Consider the following 20,305-nt stretch of genomic DNA (forward strand, 5'->3'; position numbering starts at 1 on the left):
CCCCGCTCCCCACCCGTGAGGAAAAGGTTCTCTGTTAGCGCCCCTTCGCCCCGCTCCCCACCCATAAGGAAGGAAGAAGAAGGGGTTCCCCCTTCATCTATAAGGATAGAGGAGGAAGCGTTTTCTTCATCCATAAGGAAGGAAGAAGAAGTTCCATATTCACCCAAAAGAGGTGAAGAAGAAGTTCCCTCTTCATCCAAAAAGAGGGAGGAGGGAGCCTCCTCTCCATCGATAATTATTTCTACATTATCATAGTCAAAATTTGTTTTTATCGTTAACGGGATATTTGGGGAAATTTTTGTTGGAATTTCGATTTCAAATTTAATGTTTGACTTACCATCATATTGGCAACCAAAGAGTAATATTATTAACATCGAGAATAACAACATCTTAGGAACTAGCTTCAAGACTATTCCACCTCATAGAAAAGTTCAAGTAAAGGTGAATCGTTGGGTATTAATAATACGCTGTTGTTGAATGAGTCTTTGTAAATGTCTGTTATTTTTTGTAGTTCGAAGAAATCTTGATCCAAGGAATAAGCTTCTGAGTAAATGTTTATTGCGCTTGCCTCACCTGTTCCTCTTATGATATCAGCTTCTCTTTGGGCATCTGATCTGATTCTACTTGCTTCTCTATCTGCTTCGGCTTTCATTCTTTGGGCTTCTTTTTCTCCTTCAGCCTTAATTGAGCAGCCATAGCATACCTTTCACTTTTCATTCTTTCGTATACAGCTTCGGTGTTCTCCTGAGGTAGGTCGGTTCTTTTGAGTCTTACATCCACAACATTTATTCCAAAATCTTCAAGTGATGCTTCACTGCGATTTTTTATTTCTTCCAGGATAGTTTGTCTTTGGAGTGAAAGGACCTCAGGGAATGTGTAATTTCCTATAACATCTCTTGCATGCGAATAAACGATGTCATCGATTCTTGTCATTGCAACTTCTACGGTCCTGAGTGTTTCAATGAACTTTTGAGGATCTTCTATCCTCCATATTGCATATGTATCGGCTAAAATAGTTCTTCTGTCGGAAGTTATTACCCTTTCTACGGGTATGTCATAGATCATGATCCTTTTCTCGAGTTTAACTACGTTGTCTATAAAGGGAGTTTTTACATAAATTCCTGGTTCCGTTTTTATGCTTATAATATTTCCAAATCTAAGTACTATTGCCTGTTGAGTTTGATCAACGATGTAGAAAGCCGTAAAACTAAATAGAATTACAAAAAAAGCTACGATTATAACTACTGCCCATAACGTCGTATTTTTCATTGCGCATCACCACCGATAATTTCGCTTAAATCCAAAAAGTTCAAGGTGTTTCCTTGTTCAGATACTACTTGTATCTTTGAATTTTTAATCATTTGTTGTACAGAGTCTAATATTAATCTTTTTCTTGTAATGTCTTCGGAGTTTTGGTATTCTTCCAGTAAAGCTTTGAATCTTTCTGCTTCTCCTGTTGCCTTCGCAACTTGTTCATAGGCATAAGCTTGCGCATCGTTTAAGATTCTTTGAGCTTCTCCTTCAGCTCTTGGAATAATGTCGTTGCCGTACCTTTGTGCTTCGTTTATTGCTGTTTGTTGGTCTTGACGTGCGTTGTTCACATCATCGAAAGCTGGAACGACTGGTTCTGGTGGTGTTACTGCTTGGAGATAAACATTTTGTATTATAATACCAGAGTTGTAACTGTCCAATATGGACTGAACTCTTTCAGCTGTTTCCATGGCAATTTGATCTCTCTCTGTAGTCAAGACGTTTTCTAAATTCGACAGAGCTACACGTTCCCTAAGTACGCTTTCAGAAGTAGATTTAACTAAGTCGTACCCCTGAATTACATTGAAGGCATATGCTACTGGGTCGTTTACCCTATACTGAACTACAGCTTCAATACTAATTATATTTTGATCGCCAGTGATCATTTCTGCTTCATCAGTGTATGAGCTGTATGAGGGGGTTCTTCCTGTGCTGGTAGTTCTAAAACCTAGTTCAACCTTATTTATTGTTCTTACATCAACTATAACATGAGATTGAATAGGATAGGGAAGATGAATGTGTAAACCTGGTCCTGCGGTGGATTTGTATTCACCGAACGTTTTGACTAACGCTACTTCAGAAGGTCCTACCTGATAAACACCGGTTAAAAGGTAAATACCAATCGCTATGATAACGGCAATAATGATTATATTGCGCCATCTATGACCTTCATGATTGTTACCTTCGTCGTTAAATTCTTCATTGGGATTGAAGATCTCATATTCAGCCAAAATTACTCACCTCTTTTCAAAATTTAGGAAGGCTCAAAAGGGCTAAAATTAATTATAACATAAAAGTCGCATATGTTTGCAGATTTTTTACTATAATCTATTTAAATTTCAAAAATACATTTAAGGCTCTAGAGTGTTATAATAAAAATATAAAATAGGGCGAAGGGGCGCTAAATCATTATCACTTTTGGAGGTAAAATATGGCTGATAAAAACAAATATCGAATCCTCGTTACTGGGGGTGCGGGTTTTATAGGTTCAAACTTAGTTGATAGATTGATGAAAGAAGGCAACTCCGTAGTTGTTATCGATAATCTTTCCACAGGAAATGTAGAATTTCTGTCACCTATGGCTCTTTTTTACCAACAAGATATTAGAGATTATAATGTTTTGGAGAAAATATTTGAAACCCATAAGTTCGATTATGTTTTTCATTTGGCGGCACAGATTTCTGTTCCCGATTCTGTTAAAGATCCAAACTGGGACGCTGAAATCAATGTGATGGGTACTTTGAATTTGTTGAAATTATCCCTTAAGTATGGAATTAAAAAGTTCATATTTTCATCGACAGGCGGGGCCATTTACGGTGATAACGCTCCTGTTCCCACTTCTGAAGATTACTGTCCGCATCCTATTAGTCCATATGCTATTTCAAAGCTTGCTTGCGAAAAATACATCGAGTTTTATTCACGCCAACATGATCTGAATTACACCATATTGAGATATGCCAACGTATATGGTCCTAAACAAACCCCAAAAGGAGAAGCCGGGGTAGTGGCGATCTTTACTCAAAATATGCTTGAGAAAAAAGAAATAGTTATTTACGGTGATGGAGAACAGGTACGAGATTTTGTACATGTTTTTGATGTCGTTGAAGCCAACTTTTTATCAATGAATAAAGGGGATAAAGAGACGATAAATATCTCAACTAACAAGAAAACCACTGTAAACGAGCTTTTTGAAGTGATGAAAAGGAAAACAGGGTATGGGAAAGACCCAGTTTATAAGCCAGAAAGGGATGGTGATGTGAAGATAAGTTTGCTTTCGAACGCAAAGGCAAAAAATATTTTAGGTTGGGAGCCTAAATACGATTTAGAAAAAGGGGTGGAAAACACTATTGAGTGGTACACAACCTCTTTATGAGATAATTAGACCTAAAAAGGTTGACGAGGTGCTGGGTAATGAAAAGTTGAAAGAAATTCTTAAAACCTGGATAAAGAATAAAAAGGTTAGATCTTTCATTATATATGGTGAACCTGGTAGCGGTAAGTCAACTATTGTAAGGGCTTTAATAAACGAGATAAAAGATTATTACGATGTTTTTTCTATTTCAGGGGCAATAGAGGGAAAGAAAAAAATAAAGGATATAATAGAGCAAAAAAATAATCTTTTTACAAAACCCAAATTATTATTTGTCGATGAAATACATAGATTGAATAAAGCCGAACAAGATACTTTACTTTTAAGTGTTGAAACAGGAGAGTTAACTCTCATAGGGGCGACAACAGAAAATCCAGCTATTAGTGTCAATCCAGCTTTATTATCGAGGGTATTGGTTTTTAAAACTAAAGAATTAACTGCCGAAGATTATGAAAATTTATTCCAACAAATAGAAGATTATTACAAAGATTTAAAAATTACAAAAGAGGCACGGAAAGCACTGATAGAATATGCTGGAAATGATATCCGAAGGATAATGAATCTAATAGAGACTGCAAATGAAGCTGGGATCAATTCAATTGATTTAGAATTTCTGAAAGATTTTACCGGGTATAGACTAACTTACGACAAAAACGCAAAATACAGCTTCATTTCTGCATATATAAAAAGTATGAGGGGTAGCGATGTAGACGCGGCGCTGTTGTATCTTGCTTATATGCTTGAAAGCGGTGAGGACCCGATGTATATAGCAAGAAGAATGGTTATTTTATCTGCCGAGGATGTTGGTTTGGCTGATCCTAACGCCTTAAATATTGCTGTATCAGCTATGATAGCTACTGAACATGTTGGTTACCCCGAATGTTATCTTCCATTATCTGAAGCTACAATTTATCTGTGTTCATCACCAAAATCCAATTCAGCATACCTAGCCTACGCTAAAGCCAAAGAGTTTATAAGCCAAAATAATTTCGAGATTCCACCTAAATTGATAAATCCTTTGAATAAAAGAATGGAAAAACAAGGCTTTGGAGAAGGGTACAAGTATCCTCACGATTATGGGGGTTTCGTTAGAGAAAGTTACATGCCAGAAGGTTTTGAAAGTACCCAATTTTTCACGCCAAAGGAAATCGGTATTGAAAAACGCATAAAAGAACGATTAAAAGATCTTTGGAAAGATAAGAAGAATTATTGAACAACGAGTCATGAAACTTTTTGCACAAAAATTTAGATAAGTTAGCATTATTGAAATTTTTTTCATTATTCGGGAATAATTGGCAATAAATCCTGTAGACTATTGTTAATTAGTTTTTTTCTACTTGACAATCAAGGTTAATATTTATTATAATATGAAATAGAATTAAAGAGATATTATTTTTATGAGGTGAATATATTGAATGATATCATCTTAGACGTTAGAAATATGAGTACTCACTTTCCCGTAGCTGAAGGAACGGTTAAAGCTGTTAATCAACTTTCTTTCACTTTGAGTAAAAATGAAACTTTAGGAATCGTCGGTGAAACAGGATCGGGAAAAAGTGTTGCCATGAAGTCTGTAATGGGGATGATTAAAAGCCCTGGTTATATTACCAAAGAGAGTCAAATATTATTTAAAACAAACGAATTCAGTAAAGACGGTAAGGAAGAGTTCATTGATCTGGCAAAATTAAAACAGAAAGATTTTACAAGGATAAGAGGAAAACATATAGGAATGGTCTTTCAGGACCCAATGTCTTCTTTGAACCCAATGTTTACAATAGCTGATCAAATGATTGAAACTATTGTTTTTCACCAAAATGTGTCCATAGAAGAAGCAAGGGAAAGGGCTATAAAGCTTTTAGATGATGTAGGGATTGCCAATCCAGCCGAAAGGATCGATGACTATCCCTTCCAGTTTTCAGGTGGTCAAAGGCAAAGGGTAGTAATAGCTATAGGGCTTTCTTGCAATCCAGAAATTTTAATCGCCGATGAACCTACCACCGCTTTGGATGTTACTATTCAAGCCCAAATTTTAGAGTTGATGAAAGATTTGCAAAAAGAGTATGATATGGGAATGATATACATAACTCATGACCTCTCTGTAATTGCTGAAGTTGCCGATAAGGTTATTGTAATGTATGGTGGAACACAGATGGAAATGACAGATATTTATACACTTTTTGAAAAACCTAGGCATCCGTATACCCATGCTCTGCTTTCCTGTATACCAAGGCACGATATAAAGGTGGATCTATTAAACCCGATAAAAGGGCAACCTCCTGTTATGCTGGATCCTCCACCATTGTGTCCTTTTTTGCCAAGATGTCCATATGCCACTGATAAGTGTAGGAAAGAATGGCCCGATTTAACAGAAGTTGAAGAAAATCATTACATAAGATGTTTTAATCCTATATCTGATACTACTCCTGTTCATTATGACGATGTGATAGATAAGAAGGAGGCTCTTTGATGCTTTTAAAAATCCGTAATCTGAAAAAGTATTTTCCAATTAAACAGGGGTTTTTGATAGATAGAACGGTCGGGTACATTAAAGCAGTAGATGGGGTCAATTTGGACTTAGATATAAATGGGACTTATGGATTGGTTGGAGAGTCAGGTTGTGGAAAGACCACGATTGGTAAAACGATTTTGAGATTGGAAGATCCTACTTCGGGGAAGATTTTTTTAAACGGAGAAGAAACTTCTCATTATTTTATGAATAAAAGAGCTGGAGCAAAGTATTTGGAAAGGGAATACATCGAATACGCTCATGAACTAGAAAAAGAGTTAGGGAGCAAAGAGAAGGTTCTTGAAAATCTTGAAGATGAAGAGAGAAAGTATATCCAATATTACTACGATAATGGAAAAGAAAAATTTTTGGATTATATGTTTAAAGATATAGATAGAAAAAGAGCAGATTTCAGAAGAAATGTTCAAATAGTGTTTCAGGATCCTACATCTTCTTTGAATCCAAGAATGACTGTAGGACAGACGTTGATTGAACCACTTTTGTTTCACAAGATGGCAAAAAATAAAATAGAGGCAAAAAATATCGCCCTTGATATGTTGAAAAAAGTTGGTTTGAAACCTTACCATGCTGACAGATATCCTCATCAATTTTCTGGCGGGCAAAGACAAAGGATTGCCGTCGCACGTGCAATTATTTTAGATCCAAAGTTGATCATCCTTGATGAACCTACTTCTGCGTTAGATGTTTCAGTACAGGCACAGATAATCAATCTTTTAAAGACTTTACAGAGTGAGTTCAACGTTGGATATCTCTTTATTTCTCATGATTTAGGGGTTGTTAGGTTTATTTCAAACCATGTTGGTGTTATGTACCTTGGAAGATTAGTTGAGTTTGGAGACGGTTCAGAAATATTTGATAGAACTTTACATCCGTATTCACAAGCTTTACTAAATGCCGCACCTCTTCCAGATCCAAGAAAACGAAGAGATAGAAAAAAGTTTTTAGTTAAAGGTCAAGTACCAAGTCCAGTTAATAGACCCAAAGGATGTTTTTTCAACCCAAGATGTCCCTACGCTATGGACATATGTAAAAAAGATTACCCTGAATACTATAAAATAAACGAAAACCATTATGTTGCTTGTTTCTTATACAAAGAGGATAGAGATAGAGGTTTATCACAAGAAAAAGAGGGTAAGTTGGTAAAATAACTTAAAGGAGGGATTCACATGAGAAAGTTGTTGGTACTATTAGTAGTGGCTTTAAGCGCTTTGACGATTTTTGCGCAAGAAGCTTACAACCCCGAGTGGCTTATCGCCGATGTAGAAGGTGGTCAAAAGGGTGGAACCTTATACCTTGCAACAACTTCTGGCCCAAAAACTCTAAATACTTACTGGGCTCAGGAAACATCATCTTCTATCATCATCAATCAAGGTGGTGTATCGTTACTCAGCAGCGATTTTTATGGGCAGCCAACACAACCATCTCTTGCAAAGGATTGGGGTGTTGAGCGTACAGCAGATGGAGGCACACTTTACTGGTTTGAAATGAGAGAAGGGGTTAAATGGTCAGATGGTCACCCATTAACCGTCGACGATGTAGTATTCACATGGGAGAAGATAATAGTCCCAGATTTAACAGCAGATGGTAACGATGTTTATATGGACGCTGAAGGTAATCTTCCAGAATTGACTGTTGAAGGTAATAGAATCATGTTCAAATATCCTACAGTCTTCAGATTTGGGCTTGAAACCGTCGGTGGATTCGCCATAATGCCGAAACACGTATTGGAGGATAAAGTAACGGATGCAGAAACCTTCCAGTCCACTTGGACGGTAGAACAAGTTGATCAAATAGTAGTTGGTGGACCTTTTAAAGTTACAGAGTACACCGAAGGAGTCAGGGTAGTTTTGGAAAGAAACCCATACTACTTTGAAAAGTCAAAAGACGGGGTCCAACTTCCTTACTTAGATAGAATTGTCTTCGAAATAGTGACAGATACTAATGTTGAAAGATTAAGATTCGAGGCAGGAGAAATAGATATGCACGGTCCTCAAGCTAAGGATTTCCCAGCTTTGAGAGCTCAAGCCGAGGAAAAAGGTTGGAATGTAATAGTAGGTCCAGCTACTGCCGGGTCAAACTTTATAGCTTTCAATTTCAACGCAGCCGATCCTGTTCATAGGGCATGGTTCAGAAACGATAATTTCAGAAAAGCTGTAGCGTATGCCTTTGATAAACAAACTCTTATAGAAACACTTTACAACGGATTAGGGGTACCTTGCTATGGTCCAAGAACTAATTCTTCAGCTTTCTACAATCCTGAAATCGAAGAATTGGGATTCAGATATTCACTTGTTACAGCCCAGAGACTTTTAAGAGAAGCAGGTTTTAGTTGGAATGATAGGGGCGAGTTAGTCGATTGGGATGGAAACGTTGTTGAGTTTGAATTGAACACCAATGGTGAAAACGTGATGAGAAACGAAATTGCTGTTATTTTAGTTGATTCCTTAGGTAAACTTGGAATCAAAGTTAATTACAGGCCAATGCAATTCAACGCAGTGGTTCAAAAAATGTACTCAGCTAACTGGGATGCAATTATCATTGGATTAGTTGGAGGAGACGATCCTGGATGGGGTACAAACGTTTGGTTGTTAGATGGTGGGTTACATTTCTGGAACTGGTCTCCTGAAGTTATGGAATGGGTTGATCCAGATGAATATTGGGCACACCCTGCTGAGCAAAGAATTGATGAGATTATGAGAGTTCAACGTTCGATTTTGGATAAAGATGAGCTCCAAGAGCTTTGGGACGAATGGCAAATGTTGGTTGCGGAAAATCAGATCTTAGTTTACACAATTTCACAGAATTACTTGAACATACATAAAAATACGTTGCATTTGTATCCTGTAGAAAAATATGGAACGATCAACCCTTACGGTTATTCCTACTCACCAGGTCTGTGGAAAATTGAGTACGCCTGGAAAGAACAGTAATTTTTAGGTTTATTAAAAAAGGGCGGAAGGGAAACCTTCTGCCTTTTTAAAATCATAGTAGGGAGGCTTCGTGATCTTGCTCAAATATATAATTAGAAGGCTTATTCTTGCTATACCTGTGTTGTTAGGAGTATCGGTTATCTCGTTTTTTGTAATGCAGTTGGCACCTGGTGATTTTTTGGATACATATAGAGTAAATCCCAATATCAGTCGCGAACAGATTCAAGAATTAGAAAGATTGTATGGATTGGATAAAAATCCTGTAACCCAGTATTTCTTGTGGTTAGGAAACATTATGAAGGGAGATTGGGGTTACTCTTTTGTTTATAAAATAGATGTTTGGCAAGTGATGCTGAGAAGACTTGAAGCCACACTTTTATTGGGAGTGACAACTTTTATATTTACCTGGGGGATTGGTATACCTTTAGGAATAACAGCAGCGCTTCACCAATACAAATTTACTGACCAAGCTCTTTCAACTCTTGGGTTGATAGGTCTTTCTATTCCAAACTTCTTTTTCGCGTTATTATGGTTAATGTGGGCTGCAAATACTGGAATATTTCCAATCGGGGGGATGTTATCACGAGAATTTGCTAATTTCCCCTGGTACAAACAGATAGGTGATTTCTTCTGGCATGTTGCTGGCCCTGTAGTTACATTGGGAACGGCATCTCTTGCTGGAACTATGCGCGTTATGAGAGGGCAGATCTTAGATGAGATGAACCAAGATTATGCAGAGTTTGCAAGAGCAAAGGGGATGCCTTCAGACGTTGTCATATACAAGCATACGTTGAGAAACGCTATCAATCCTGTAATTACCTCATTGGGATTCAGTTTATCTTCGATATTGGGTGGTGCGTTGATAACGGAATATGTGTTTTCATGGCCAGGTTTAGGAACTTTGATGAGAGATGCGATCTTCCAGCAAGATATTTACCTGGTAATGGCAAATTTGTTTTTGCAAGGTATTCTACTAATTACTGGTAATTTGATCGCTGATATCTTACTTGCTGCATCTGATCCTCGTGTCAGATTAAGAATGAGTGCTTAAATTGGAGGGATTTTTAAGTGAGAAAAAAGCAGAAGGATAATTTGAAGAACACACCCCAAAACACACAAAACGATGAAGAACTTTTTGAGCGAGAATTCATGTCAACGCCTGCACTTATTTGGAGGGCATTAAGAAGGCACAAATTGGGAATGATATCACTTGTTGTGTTGATCATTTTATATTTACTTGCTATATTTGCAGATTTTGTCTCTCCAATGAATCCATTTAATAACCATATTCAGTATAGATTTGCCCCTCCTTCTACGATTTATAGAAAGGATTTATTCACAGGTGAAAGAGTCGGACCTCACACTTACCTGTATATGAGTGAGAGAGATCCAATAACATACCAAAGTAATTACGTGGAAGCAACCCATTTGGATGTAATTAAGGCGAGGGATCCCGAAACGGGTGAGTTAATTACCTTTGAATTGGGTGAATACAATCCAACCTACAATGCAACAGTTTCAGATATTACTTATACATTTAAGAATACTATCATGGCGAAAACTGCAGATGGAGAATATATTGAATTATCAACCAATCGTAAATATGATCAGACTTTGATTCCTTTATCTTATTTTACAAAAGAAGAGAACTTAAATGGTCCAGTTTCATTTGAAGATGGCCTTTATGACGTTAATTTTTCAAAACTTCTGAGTGGAGAGACGATTGTTGTTAACGAAGATAACAGAAGTATGGCAATTAATACTTACAAAAGTGATTATAGATACGCTCCTAAAATAAGAAATCAAGAAATTATCAGTGTAGATACTTTTGCAACTTTGGAAGAAATAAATGTTTATTTCGATTTTATACCTGTTGTATTGACCCCATCAGATTTGCACGCAGTTAATTTGAAAAATTACCCTATTGAATTTTTTACTCGTTCGTGGGATTATAAACTTTTAGGGATTTTCCCTACGAATTTACATTTATTTGGAGTTGAAAAAACAAAACTGCCTTCGCTATCCGATTATTTTTCAAACGATGGTATACTGTATGTATGGGGATCAGACCAATATGGAAGAGATATTTTCAGTAGGATATTCTTTGCTTCCCGAATTTCTCTTTCTATAGGGTTGATTGGAATATTATTAACTTTTACAATAGGTATTTTTTTAGGTGGTTTAGCAGGATATTTTGGAGGATGGATAGACGAAGTGACTATGAGGTTCACGGAAATATTGATGTCAATTCCTAGTCTTTATTTGATATTAACTTTAAGTGCTGTTTTACCCACAAGTATCTCACCGGAGATTAGGTATCTTTTGATAGTTGTAATTTTATCTTTCATTGGATGGCCCGGAATGACAAGGGTTATAAGAGGAATGACTATGGGTTTGAAACAAACGGAGTTTGTTCAAGCGGCTATTGCATTAGGATATCCTCCAAGAAAAGTAATTTGGAACCATTTGTTACCAAATACCTATACTTACGTGATCGTTTCCGCTACCTTATCTATACCTGGATATATTTTAGGTGAAGCAAGTCTTAGTTTCTTGGGCGTGGGAGTAACAGAACCTGGAGCCTCTTGGGGTTTGATGCTTTCTCAGGCTCAGGATATTCAAGTTTTAACTAGTTACCCTTGGGTACTTATACCTGGATTATTTATCATTATAACGGTTCTTGCCTTTAATTTGTTTGGAGATGCCATAAGGGATGCTTTAGATCCACGATCCTTAGGCCAATAATTTAAACTCTATATTAACACAAGCCCCACGTACTTTGTGGGGTTTTTTATTATGCCCACCAGCATGAGTCTACCATTTTTTCAAACCTATCGAACATTAATCCATTCTTTCCTAAATTAGCTACAATTACTATTTAAACTTAAAAAAGTAGGGATTTTTCTTAAGTTAAGGAAACGACTTCGAGATTTAAGTTCCCATCTTTATAAATACTAAGAAATTAATTGAAAATTTGAAAAAGTTAGCATTATTGAAATTTCTTTCGTTATTGAAGAATAATTAGCAATAAATACCTTAGATTACTGTTAATTGGTTTTTTCTAACTTGACATACTATGTAAACTTCATTATAATTAAATATGTAAGAGAAAATATTGTTAAGTAGCAATTAATTTTAATCTATTGTTTTGTTGTGAGTAAGTTTGCTTCAATTAGGTTTTTACAAATGCTAAAGGAGGGATATTATGAGGAAAGTAACGACTTTTTTGTTGGTTACGTTTGTGTTGGTTTCTGCTTTTGCCTTAGCAGAAAAGGGACCTATGCCGGATAAGGTTTATTTCGGTGTGAGAATGCAACAAGATGTCGCAATTCAAGATGTCGCAGCTGGTAACGTAGATGTGTTTTTTACGGGTGTTGGGGCTCCAACGATTAATTCTTTGCCCCAATCGGTACTTCAAAACTTAGATATTTACAACATTCCATCGGGTTCTTGGTCTTTATTATTTAACCCCATACCAAACGAACCTCCGTATACGGTAAATGTTGACGGTGTTGAGTATTTTAACCCGTTGGCGATTCAAGAAGTAAGGTATGCTATGAATTACCTAATTAACAGACAGTATTTAGTCGACGAGATTCTTCAAGGTGCAGGTGGAGTAATGTATACGATGGCAACCCCTGGACAACCTGGGACCCAACCTTACATTGATATTACTGCAAATATGGGTTTTACTCCAGAAGGTAACCAAGATCTAGCTTTTGAAATGATAGAAAACGCTATGAATGAGGCTGCCAATCTGCCTGAAAATAGAGGAAGATTGGTAAAACAAGGTCAATGGTGGACATTCGATGGACAACCAGTAACCTTGAAGTTCATAATTCGCGTAGATGACCCTAACGGAAGGTTACCAGCAGGCAGATACATAGCTGATCAAATCGAAAGAGCTGGTATAATGGTTGAAAGAGTAGAAATAGACAGATATGCAGCAGTTGATCTTGCTTATTACTCAAACCCTGCAGATCTTCAATGGCATATATACACAGAAGGTTGGGGCGCAGGTGCTACGAGAAAGTACTGGCACCACATTGTCTCCCAAATGTATGCACCTTGGTATGCTAATATGCCAGGAGGTCAAGAGCCAACATTTTGGAACTATGAACAAGATGAGATTGATGAGCTAACTCAAAAGGTTTATGCCGGTAATTTTGCAACAGAAGAAGAGTATTGGGATATGATTCTAAGAGCAACTGAATTGGGTATAAGAGATTCCGTTAGAATATACCTGACCTACCAAGAAGACTTCTATGTCGCTAACAAAGATCGATTCAACAGACGAATGGTATATGGGCTAGGAGATGGATTAAATCAATGGTCCATTATCACTGGAGATACGGTTGATCGAACCTTGAACGTTGTTCAATTCTCTGCTCAAGGATCTTTGTTCATGGGTGCTTGGGATCCTGTAGGAACGGATGGATTCAACGATAGCTATTCCATAAACATTGCATCGAATATGTACGACTACGGTATGTTTGAAAGTCCGGCTTCAGCAGATCATACACCTGCAAAAGTTGTTCCAAGGATGGAAACGTTGGACACCAAATTTGTAGTTGACGAAAACGGTGAGATGGTTGGTTTAATAGAGGTCCCCGCAGATGCTATTAGAGTTGATCCTGATAGTAAAAAATGGGTCCCTGTAGGACCAGGCGTTACATCTGTTAGTGTTGCTACTTACGATATAATATACGGTGTTTGGCATCATGGAATTTCTGAAAGTTTAGTAGATTATATGTATCAGCCTCTATATGTATGGGACCTTTCAGTTGATTCCGGACCCACTGACTCAAGGTACGATGCGACTTATTCTGCTTCAGCAATGCCCGGACTAGAAGTTGAGGTTGCAAGAAAAATAAATTCAGACGGTTCGATAACCGTATGGTTTGATTACAACTTCCCGATTGATGATATGTACTTAGCTACTTGGGGAGCACCTGGATGGTCAGTTTCTCAATCAGGACAACCAATAGGTGTTTCTTGGGAAATAGTTGAAGCTTTAACGAGGTTGGTTGAAAATGGAGGAGCTTCAGGAAGAGAGTACACATTCTCAGCAACAGCTGCTGGTGGAAACATTTACGAAGTGGATGTACTTGAGCCTGTATCGGTTAACGATATTAAAGTAGAACTTCAAAAGATGATAAATGAAAGATACGTGCCTATTTACATTGAAGACATGGTTACACCTGACGAGGCTGTCGAAAGGTACCGAGCGGCACTTGATTTTGTTAATGAATACAACCATGCTTATATAGGGAATGGTCCTTTCATGATGACCAGATATGATCCCAGTGCACGTTTTGTTGAATTAACGGCTGTTAGGGATGAGAGGTACCCATTCGAACGTGGATATTGGAACGAGTACTTTGAAACGGTTAGGTTGAACGTTGATAGTATAGAACTTGCTTTTGCTGCTATAAGAGGGTTAGACTTACCTGTTACGGTTAATGTATCAGAGGTTCTTTACCCATACGATACATATTCTCCGGCTCCTGAAGGGGATGTAGAGGTTTCTTTGATCACACCAGAAGGGCCAGTGAGTTTCAAGGCGCAAGTAGAAACAGCTGGAACATTTGTTGCAACTATACCTGGAGACGTGCTTAATACATTAGACCCCGGTACTTATGCAGTTGTAGTTACTGCAAGATCGGAAGGAGCTATTCCATCTACTTATTCAACAACTATCGTTGTGTATTAATGTTCTAAAAAGCCTTTTTAGGGTTTAAGGGCTCCCTCACGGGAGCCTATTTTTCAGAAAGTTGAATTATATACAGAGGTGATTAACTGTATGTATTGGAGATATGCAGTAAGAAGAATATTGATGGGTGTTTTAATCTACGTTGTCATCATTTTTATATATTCGGCTTTATTTAACACGGTAATGGATCAGACGTTAAATAGTCAAATAGTCGAACAAGTAAACGGTGAAATGATGAAGATGTCACAGGTAGGAACAGATCCTCAATATTTGTTAGAATACAGGCAGAGAAGGATCAGCGAACTTCGTCAGTTATACCACTTAGATGATCCGGTGCTTTCCAGAATTTTTTGGAGGGCTATCGATACGTTGACTTTCAATTATGGGAATTCAACTGTAATGAGGTCTTTTGAGGGTGAAACAGACGTACTTAAAATAGTTTTAGAAAGAATTCCCAATACCTTGATGTTGTTTACCACTGCGATAATTATCGATATTTTGATTGGTGTATGGTTGGGGATAAAAAAAGCCCAGAAAGCTGGAAGAACAATGGATAAGACTACTTCTATAATAACTATGGGGGTATACGGTCTGCCATCTTGGTGGTTTGGGATGGTCATGATAATGTTGTTTGCATTTGCAATACCTATTTTCCCATCTGGAGGTATGAACAGTGTCCCACCTCCAACAACCTTTTTTGGAAGGCTGTTTGATACGTTGTATCATATGGCTTTGCCTGTAATTACTTTGGTGTTCATAGGTTTTTGGGGAAGGGCTTATTTAACTAGAAATATAGTTTTAGGAAATTTGCAAGAGGATTTCATAATGTCTGCAAGGGCAAGGGGTATTCCGGAAAGAACAGTTTTATACGGTCATGCCTTAAGAACCTCTGCACCCCCTATTTTAACCATGTCCCTTTTATCCTTGTTAGCTTCTTTTTCTGGAGCACTGGTGTTTGAAGGTATATTCAGTTGGCCTGGAATGGGGAACCTTTATTGGTCAGCGGTTCAGATGAATGATATCCCCGTTCTTTTAGGTAACCTTTCAATAACAACGCTCATATATATTTCTGGTATCGTCGTTTTGGATTTGATATACGGTTTCTTAGACCCTAGAATAAAAGTTGGTGGGAAAGCGTGAATAAAATAAAGACAAACAATAAAACAAAACGCTATACTAAACAGTTAAAAGATTTTTGGAATGAGTTCAAGCAAGTTAAATTTGGTATAGCTGGAATAATTCTTTTACTTCTTTTTATATTTTTAGTCATTTTTGAACCGTTTTTAACCCCTTTCCCCGAAGCTTCTACAAGGTGGAGAGATATAACATATTGGGAAGATAATCCTAGAAGCGTTCCTCCCGTTTGGATAAATTGGTTTTCTCAAAAGGATTATACTCCAACTGAATATATTGAAGATTTAGAATATACAGAACAAAATATTTCTGGTCCAATAAGTATTTTAAATACAGTTATAGAGTATGATTACGATTATGATATTCCTCCTGTTGATCTAATCTATAGAGGGACTTTTAAAGGTAACTTTAGTTTGAATATGGTGCTTGAACGGCCAGATGGTAATACAATCAATTTAGTGAATAAAAGTTTTACTTCGAACACTGAAAGAGATTTTAGAGTATCACTTGTTAATGAATCAAGTAACAACGTTAGAAGCTTTGCAAGGAGATATGTGCAAAACCTCCCCCCGAGAGTTGACGTAAATACTGTGCTTTTTTCACAAGCAGATGGTGAACTTTTTTCAAATCCAACTCCGTTAAAGGGAACTTACAAGCTAAATATTAATCTAATGAAAATGACAGAAGAAACTGTTATTGAAGACACAAGGTTAGTTGTTTCAGGAAGCGTTTCTGGTTTGCTTGGTACAGATAACGCTAAAAGGGATGTTTGGAGTGGTTTGTTGGCAGGCATTAAATGGGCATTGTTCATAGGGCTTATGACATCTGCTATTTCAGTGTCAGTAGGAGTTATTTACGGAGTTGTTTCTGCGTATTATGGTGGTATAGTTGATTCTATAATGCAAAGAATTTGGGAAATTTTCATCAACATACCTCTCCTTCCTGTTTTAATTGTTTTATCAGCAATATTTAGCCCTTCTATTTGGAGCCTGATTCTTATGATGAGTTTGTTTTTTTGGGTAGGTCCTGTTAAAACAGTGAGGAGCATGGCTTTACAAATAAAAGAAGAAACATATGTTGAAGCGGCAAAAGCTTTAGGTGCTTCACACAGAAGAATTATTTTCAAACATATGGTTCCAATCTTGATTCCATACTCCTTTGCGAGTATGGCTTTGAATGTTCCTAGTGCCATTCTTTACGAGGCAACTGTTAGTTTGCTTGGTTTGGGGGATGCGACCATAGTAACATGGGGACAAATTCTCCACGATGCTATGAACGGTGGTGCCGTAACGAATGGTCTTTGGTGGTGGGTTGTGTCTCCTGGAATTGCTATTGCTTTAGTAGGTATGACTTTTGCCTTTTTAGGCTTTGCAATGGACACCATCTTAAATCCAAAATTGAGAACGAGGTAGATATGAATGAATGATATTTTAAATGTTAAAAATTTAAAAGTGTACTATTATACAAGAAAAGGTGTTGTAAAAGGTTTAGACGATGTAAGCTTTTCTCTGAGAGAAGGTGAAACATTAGGTCTTGTTGGAGAGTCAGGATGTGGTAAAACGACTTTGGGCATGGGTCTTTTGAGAATGCCAAACCCTCCAGGCAAGATTGTAAGTGGTGAGATTAATATAGATGGAGAAAATATAGTTCCTTTAAAAGAATCAGTTTTGCGTAAAAGAGTTAGGTGGGAGAAGATTTCCATGGTGTTTCAAGGGGCCATGAATAGTTTGACCCCTGTTTATACCATTAAAAAACAGATGCTGGAAACCCTTCAAACTCACAGGGAGATGGAAGAAGAAAAGGCTCTGGCTATAATTAAAAAATATTTAAACCAGGTGGGTTTATCAGAGGATATTTTGAAGAGATATCCTCATGAATTATCTGGAGGTATGAAACAACGTGTTGTAATCGCAACGGCGTTGTTTTTAGAGCCTAAAGTCGTTATTGCCGATGAGCCTACTACGGCGTTAGATGTTATCGTTCAAGCTCAAATAATAAATCTTCTGAAAAGGCTAAAAAAGGATCTTAATTTGTCTTTTATCTTTATAACCCATGATTTAGCTACTGAAGCGGAAGTAGCGGACAGGATAATGGTGATGTATGCAGGTAAGATAGCTGAAATAGGAGAAAATCATCATATTTATGGTCCCCAGGGACCAGCACATCCGTATACAAAAGGTTTGCTGGGAGCTACACCTCGTTTACATAAAAAAGTTGAAGAATTAGCCTTTATACCTGGTGTACCACCTGATTTGCTCAATCCACCCAGTGGATGTCGATTCCATGAGCGTTGTCCGGTTGCTTTCGATAGATGTGCAGTAGAAGAACCACCTTTAAAAGAAATTGAACCCGGACATTTTGCAGCTTGTTGGAGGTGTTTCGATGAATGATGAAATCATATTGAGCATTAAAAATTTAAAAAAGTGGTTTCCCTTGCGAAGAACCGTTTCAGAAGTGTTTCAAGGGAAACGAAGATGGGTTAGAGCGGTGGATAATGTAAGTTTTGATATAAGAAAGGGAGAGATATTTGGCTTAATTGGAGAATCTGGTTGTGGAAAATCAACGACGGGTAGATTATTGATGAAATTAGAAGAACCCACAGAGGGCCAAATAATATTTAAGGGTGAAGATGTTACTTTTTTGTCTTCCACTGAGGAAATTAAGAAGTATAAAGAAGATGTACAAATGATTTTTCAGGATCCTTACTCTTCGATGAATCCAAGGTTTAGAGTTAGAGATGTTTTGGCAGAACCTTTGATCATTCATAACAAAACCAAAGATCCTAATGAAATTGAAGAGATAGCAAAGAATGTTCTAAATGAAGTTAAATTGACGCCTCCTGAAGAGTTTATGGATAGATATCCTCACATGCTCAGCGGAGGGCAAAGGCAAAGAGTTGCAACGGCAAGGACCTTAGTTCTTTCTCCGGATTTCATAATAGCGGATGAACCCGTTTCTATGATCGATTTATCAACTAGGGCAGAAATTCTCCACATGATGAAAGATGTTCAGCAAGATTTAGGGCTTACGTATCTATACATAACTCATGACTTATCAACCGCGAGATATTTTTGCGACAGGATTGCTGTTATGTATCTTGGAAGAATAGTTGAGTTAGGCGATGCTGACGAAATAATTGAAAGACCTCTACATCCATACACCAAAGCTTTGATAGAAGCAGTACCAGAACCTTTACCTGGAAAAGAAAACGTAATAAAAGAATTACCAATAAAAGGAGAGATCCCATCTGCAGCAAATATACCAAAAGGATGTAGATTCCATCCAAGGTGTATTTATGCACAGCCCGAATGTTTTGAGAATGTGGATGATCCAGAGTTGGTAGAAGATTCAAACGGTCACTACGTTGCTTGTTATAGGTACAAAGAGATAGATCAGGAAGTAGAAAAGGTTTGAAAAATCCCCACAAATGTGGGGTTTTTTAATTTTACTGAAAAGATATAAAGGTGGTTACATTTATGTATTGGAGATACGCTTTTAAAAGAATGCTAATGGGGGTTATGATTTATTTTGTTATTATTTTTGTGTATGCTGTACTTTTCAACGTCATGTTTAAACTTCACTATAGCTACCTTTTGGAAGGACCAATATTACCCGAGATTTTCTCTGATTGGTTCGATACGATCACTTTTAATTATGGTCAATCTATGTATATAAGATCTTTTAAAGGAGAAACTGACGTCATTAAAATTATCTTAGAAAGAGTACCTAATACCATGCTTCTTTTTACTATGGCTATTATCATAGATATTTTCTTGGGGGTATACCTGGGCATAAAAAAGGCTCAAAAAGCAGGAGGATTCATGGACAAAACAACTTCGATACTTACAATGATTTTTTACGGCCTTCCAACATGGTGGGTTGGACTGGTAATGATCATGTTTTTTTCTTTCAAAATGCCTTTATTTCCTTCTGGTGGTATATTTAGCATCCCGCCTCCTGTGGGGTTTATAAAAAGATTTGCCGATATTGTGTATCATTTAATTCTACCTTTAACTACGCTTGTTTTTTTTCGTTTTTGGGGTAGAGCATATTTATCAAGAAATATCGTGTTAACAAATCTCCAGAATGATTTCATAATTTCCGCAAGGGCTAGGGGTATTCCTGAAAGAAAAGTTTTGTTTGGGCATGCTTTAAGAGCTTCTGCTCCTCCAATCTTAACAATGTCGGTTTTATCTGTGCTCGATTCTTTTTCTGGGGCATTGATCATCGAAGGTATTTTTAATTGGCCTGGAATGGGGAACCTTTTTTGGGCTGCTATTCAACAAGATGATATTCCAGTTCTTTTGGGTAATTTGTCTTTTACAACTCTTTTATACATCTGCGGTATTGTAATTTTAGATTTAATTTACGGGGTGCTTGACCCTAGAATAAAAGTTGGCGGGAAAGAGTGAATAAAATCCCGCCCAGAGTTTAGTTTTGTCTTCCCCTATCCCCATTAGTATACGAGATGAATATCTTTTCAAAATTCACCATTTGCTTTTCTATGCTCACTATTTCTACATTATGTGATTTGAAAAAATCAATAACATCATATAATTCCGAAGTGGAAATTATTGGCAATTTTTAATTGAAAAAACGCC

General features: G+C 37.2%; 17 protein-coding genes. 13 read left to right on the top strand and 4 right to left on the bottom strand.

Translation table 11 applies throughout. From position 1 onward, the window contains the following. The 4 genes from NAAC61_RS04355 to hflK form a co-directional block, all read right to left on the bottom strand. Positions 1 to 407: hypothetical protein (locus tag NAAC61_RS04355; protein ID WP_202695369.1), on the bottom strand; the 407-nt coding region annotated here is incomplete at its 3' end. Between the two features lie 2 nt (positions 408 to 409). Beyond that, positions 410 to 652 (bottom strand): hypothetical protein, encoded by a 243-nt coding sequence (locus NAAC61_RS10645; RefSeq protein ID WP_233581255.1) that lies wholly within the window; start codon positions 650 to 652, stop codon positions 410 to 412. Further along, the gene (gene hflC / locus NAAC61_RS04360) at positions 649 to 1,269 is read right to left on the bottom strand and encodes a protease modulator HflC (RefSeq protein ID WP_233581257.1); all 621 of its coding nucleotides are present in this window, start codon (positions 1,267 to 1,269) and stop codon (positions 649 to 651) included. The genes NAAC61_RS10645 and hflC overlap by 4 nt, the downstream gene beginning before the upstream one ends. Continuing rightward, entirely contained in the window at positions 1,266 to 2,261 is a 996-nt protein-coding gene (gene hflK / locus NAAC61_RS04365; protein WP_121515156.1) for an FtsH protease activity modulator HflK, read from the bottom strand. The genes hflC and hflK overlap by 4 nt, the downstream gene beginning before the upstream one ends. A gap of 200 nt (positions 2,262 to 2,461) precedes the next feature. Between hflK and NAAC61_RS04370 the strand changes: the two genes are divergently transcribed. From NAAC61_RS04370 to NAAC61_RS04430, 13 genes are all read left to right on the top strand, one after another. Then, a complete protein-coding gene (locus tag NAAC61_RS04370) occupies positions 2,462 to 3,403 on the top strand; it encodes an NAD-dependent epimerase/dehydratase family protein (RefSeq protein ID WP_202695370.1) in 942 nt (313 codons plus the stop codon). Next, positions 3,378 to 4,613, top strand: a complete 1,236-nt coding sequence (locus NAAC61_RS04375) for a replication-associated recombination protein A (RefSeq protein ID WP_202695371.1) — start codon at positions 3,378 to 3,380, stop codon at positions 4,611 to 4,613. Before NAAC61_RS04370 ends, NAAC61_RS04375 begins: the two co-directional genes overlap by 26 nt. A gap of 228 nt (positions 4,614 to 4,841) precedes the next feature. After that, positions 4,842 to 5,867, top strand: a complete 1,026-nt coding sequence (locus tag NAAC61_RS04380; RefSeq protein ID WP_443146884.1) for an ABC transporter ATP-binding protein — start codon at positions 4,842 to 4,844, stop codon at positions 5,865 to 5,867. Further along, positions 5,867 to 7,075, top strand: a complete 1,209-nt coding sequence (locus NAAC61_RS04385) for an ABC transporter ATP-binding protein (protein ID WP_202695373.1) — start codon at positions 5,867 to 5,869, stop codon at positions 7,073 to 7,075. Before NAAC61_RS04380 ends, NAAC61_RS04385 begins: the two co-directional genes overlap by 1 nt. 18 nt (positions 7,076 to 7,093) lie before the next feature. Continuing rightward, positions 7,094 to 8,857 (top strand): ABC transporter substrate-binding protein, encoded by a 1,764-nt coding sequence (locus NAAC61_RS04390; protein ID WP_121958807.1) that lies wholly within the window; start codon positions 7,094 to 7,096, stop codon positions 8,855 to 8,857. 76 nt (positions 8,858 to 8,933) lie between these two features. After that, on the top strand, positions 8,934 to 9,908 hold the full coding sequence (locus tag NAAC61_RS04395) for an ABC transporter permease (RefSeq protein ID WP_237729766.1): 975 nt from the start codon (positions 8,934 to 8,936) through the stop codon (positions 9,906 to 9,908). Positions 9,909 to 9,925: 17 nt separating this feature from the next. Next, the gene (locus NAAC61_RS04400; protein WP_202695374.1) at positions 9,926 to 11,602 is read left to right on the top strand and encodes an ABC transporter permease subunit; all 1,677 of its coding nucleotides are present in this window, start codon (positions 9,926 to 9,928) and stop codon (positions 11,600 to 11,602) included. A gap of 460 nt (positions 11,603 to 12,062) precedes the next feature. Continuing rightward, the gene (locus tag NAAC61_RS04405; protein ID WP_202695375.1) at positions 12,063 to 14,570 is read left to right on the top strand and encodes an ABC transporter substrate-binding protein; all 2,508 of its coding nucleotides are present in this window, start codon (positions 12,063 to 12,065) and stop codon (positions 14,568 to 14,570) included. A gap of 90 nt (positions 14,571 to 14,660) precedes the next feature. Continuing rightward, positions 14,661 to 15,710, top strand: coding sequence for an ABC transporter permease (locus NAAC61_RS04410; protein ID WP_121958811.1), 1,050 nt, complete (start codon positions 14,661 to 14,663; stop codon positions 15,708 to 15,710). Beyond that, a complete protein-coding gene (locus NAAC61_RS11190; protein ID WP_233187705.1) occupies positions 15,707 to 17,116 on the top strand; it encodes an ABC transporter permease in 1,410 nt (469 codons plus the stop codon). The genes NAAC61_RS04410 and NAAC61_RS11190 overlap by 4 nt, the downstream gene beginning before the upstream one ends. 6 nt (positions 17,117 to 17,122) lie before the next feature. Further along, the gene (locus NAAC61_RS04420; protein WP_121958812.1) at positions 17,123 to 18,094 is read left to right on the top strand and encodes an ABC transporter ATP-binding protein; all 972 of its coding nucleotides are present in this window, start codon (positions 17,123 to 17,125) and stop codon (positions 18,092 to 18,094) included. Beyond that, the gene (locus tag NAAC61_RS04425; protein WP_121515167.1) at positions 18,087 to 19,118 is read left to right on the top strand and encodes an ABC transporter ATP-binding protein; all 1,032 of its coding nucleotides are present in this window, start codon (positions 18,087 to 18,089) and stop codon (positions 19,116 to 19,118) included. The genes NAAC61_RS04420 and NAAC61_RS04425 overlap by 8 nt, the downstream gene beginning before the upstream one ends. Before the next feature lie 62 nt (positions 19,119 to 19,180). Then, positions 19,181 to 20,116, top strand: a complete 936-nt coding sequence (locus NAAC61_RS04430; RefSeq protein ID WP_202695376.1) for an ABC transporter permease — start codon at positions 19,181 to 19,183, stop codon at positions 20,114 to 20,116. The last annotated feature ends 189 nt before the right edge of the window (positions 20,117 to 20,305 follow it).

Source organism: Petrotoga sp. 8T1HF07.NaAc.6.1, from assembly GCF_016772115.1.
Classification (GTDB): domain Bacteria; phylum Thermotogota; class Thermotogae; order Petrotogales; family Petrotogaceae; genus Petrotoga; species Petrotoga mobilis.

Excerpts from the sequence above, each read along its gene's own strand:
- NAAC61_RS04425 (WP_121515167.1), top strand. The coding sequence starts at position 18,087 with ATGAATGATGAAATCATATTGAGCATTAAAAATTTAAAAAAGTGGTTT.
- NAAC61_RS04380 (WP_443146884.1), top strand. The coding sequence starts at position 4,842 with ATGAGTACTCACTTTCCCGTAGCTGAAGGAACGGTTAAAGCTGTTAAT.
- NAAC61_RS04385 (WP_202695373.1), top strand. The coding sequence starts at position 5,867 with ATGCTTTTAAAAATCCGTAATCTGAAAAAGTATTTTCCAATTAAACAG.
- NAAC61_RS04410 (WP_121958811.1), top strand. The coding sequence starts at position 14,661 with ATGTATTGGAGATATGCAGTAAGAAGAATATTGATGGGTGTTTTAATC.
- NAAC61_RS04390 (WP_121958807.1), top strand. The coding sequence starts at position 7,094 with ATGAGAAAGTTGTTGGTACTATTAGTAGTGGCTTTAAGCGCTTTGACG.
- NAAC61_RS04430 (WP_202695376.1), top strand. The coding sequence starts at position 19,181 with ATGTATTGGAGATACGCTTTTAAAAGAATGCTAATGGGGGTTATGATT.
- NAAC61_RS04370 (WP_202695370.1), top strand. The coding sequence starts at position 2,462 with ATGGCTGATAAAAACAAATATCGAATCCTCGTTACTGGGGGTGCGGGT.
- NAAC61_RS10645 (WP_233581255.1), bottom strand. The coding sequence starts at position 652 with ATGAAAGCCGAAGCAGATAGAGAAGCAAGTAGAATCAGATCAGATGCC.
- NAAC61_RS04420 (WP_121958812.1), top strand. The coding sequence starts at position 17,123 with ATGAATGATATTTTAAATGTTAAAAATTTAAAAGTGTACTATTATACA.
- NAAC61_RS04405 (WP_202695375.1), top strand. The coding sequence starts at position 12,063 with ATGAGGAAAGTAACGACTTTTTTGTTGGTTACGTTTGTGTTGGTTTCT.
- hflC (WP_233581257.1), bottom strand. The coding sequence starts at position 1,269 with ATGAAAAATACGACGTTATGGGCAGTAGTTATAATCGTAGCTTTTTTT.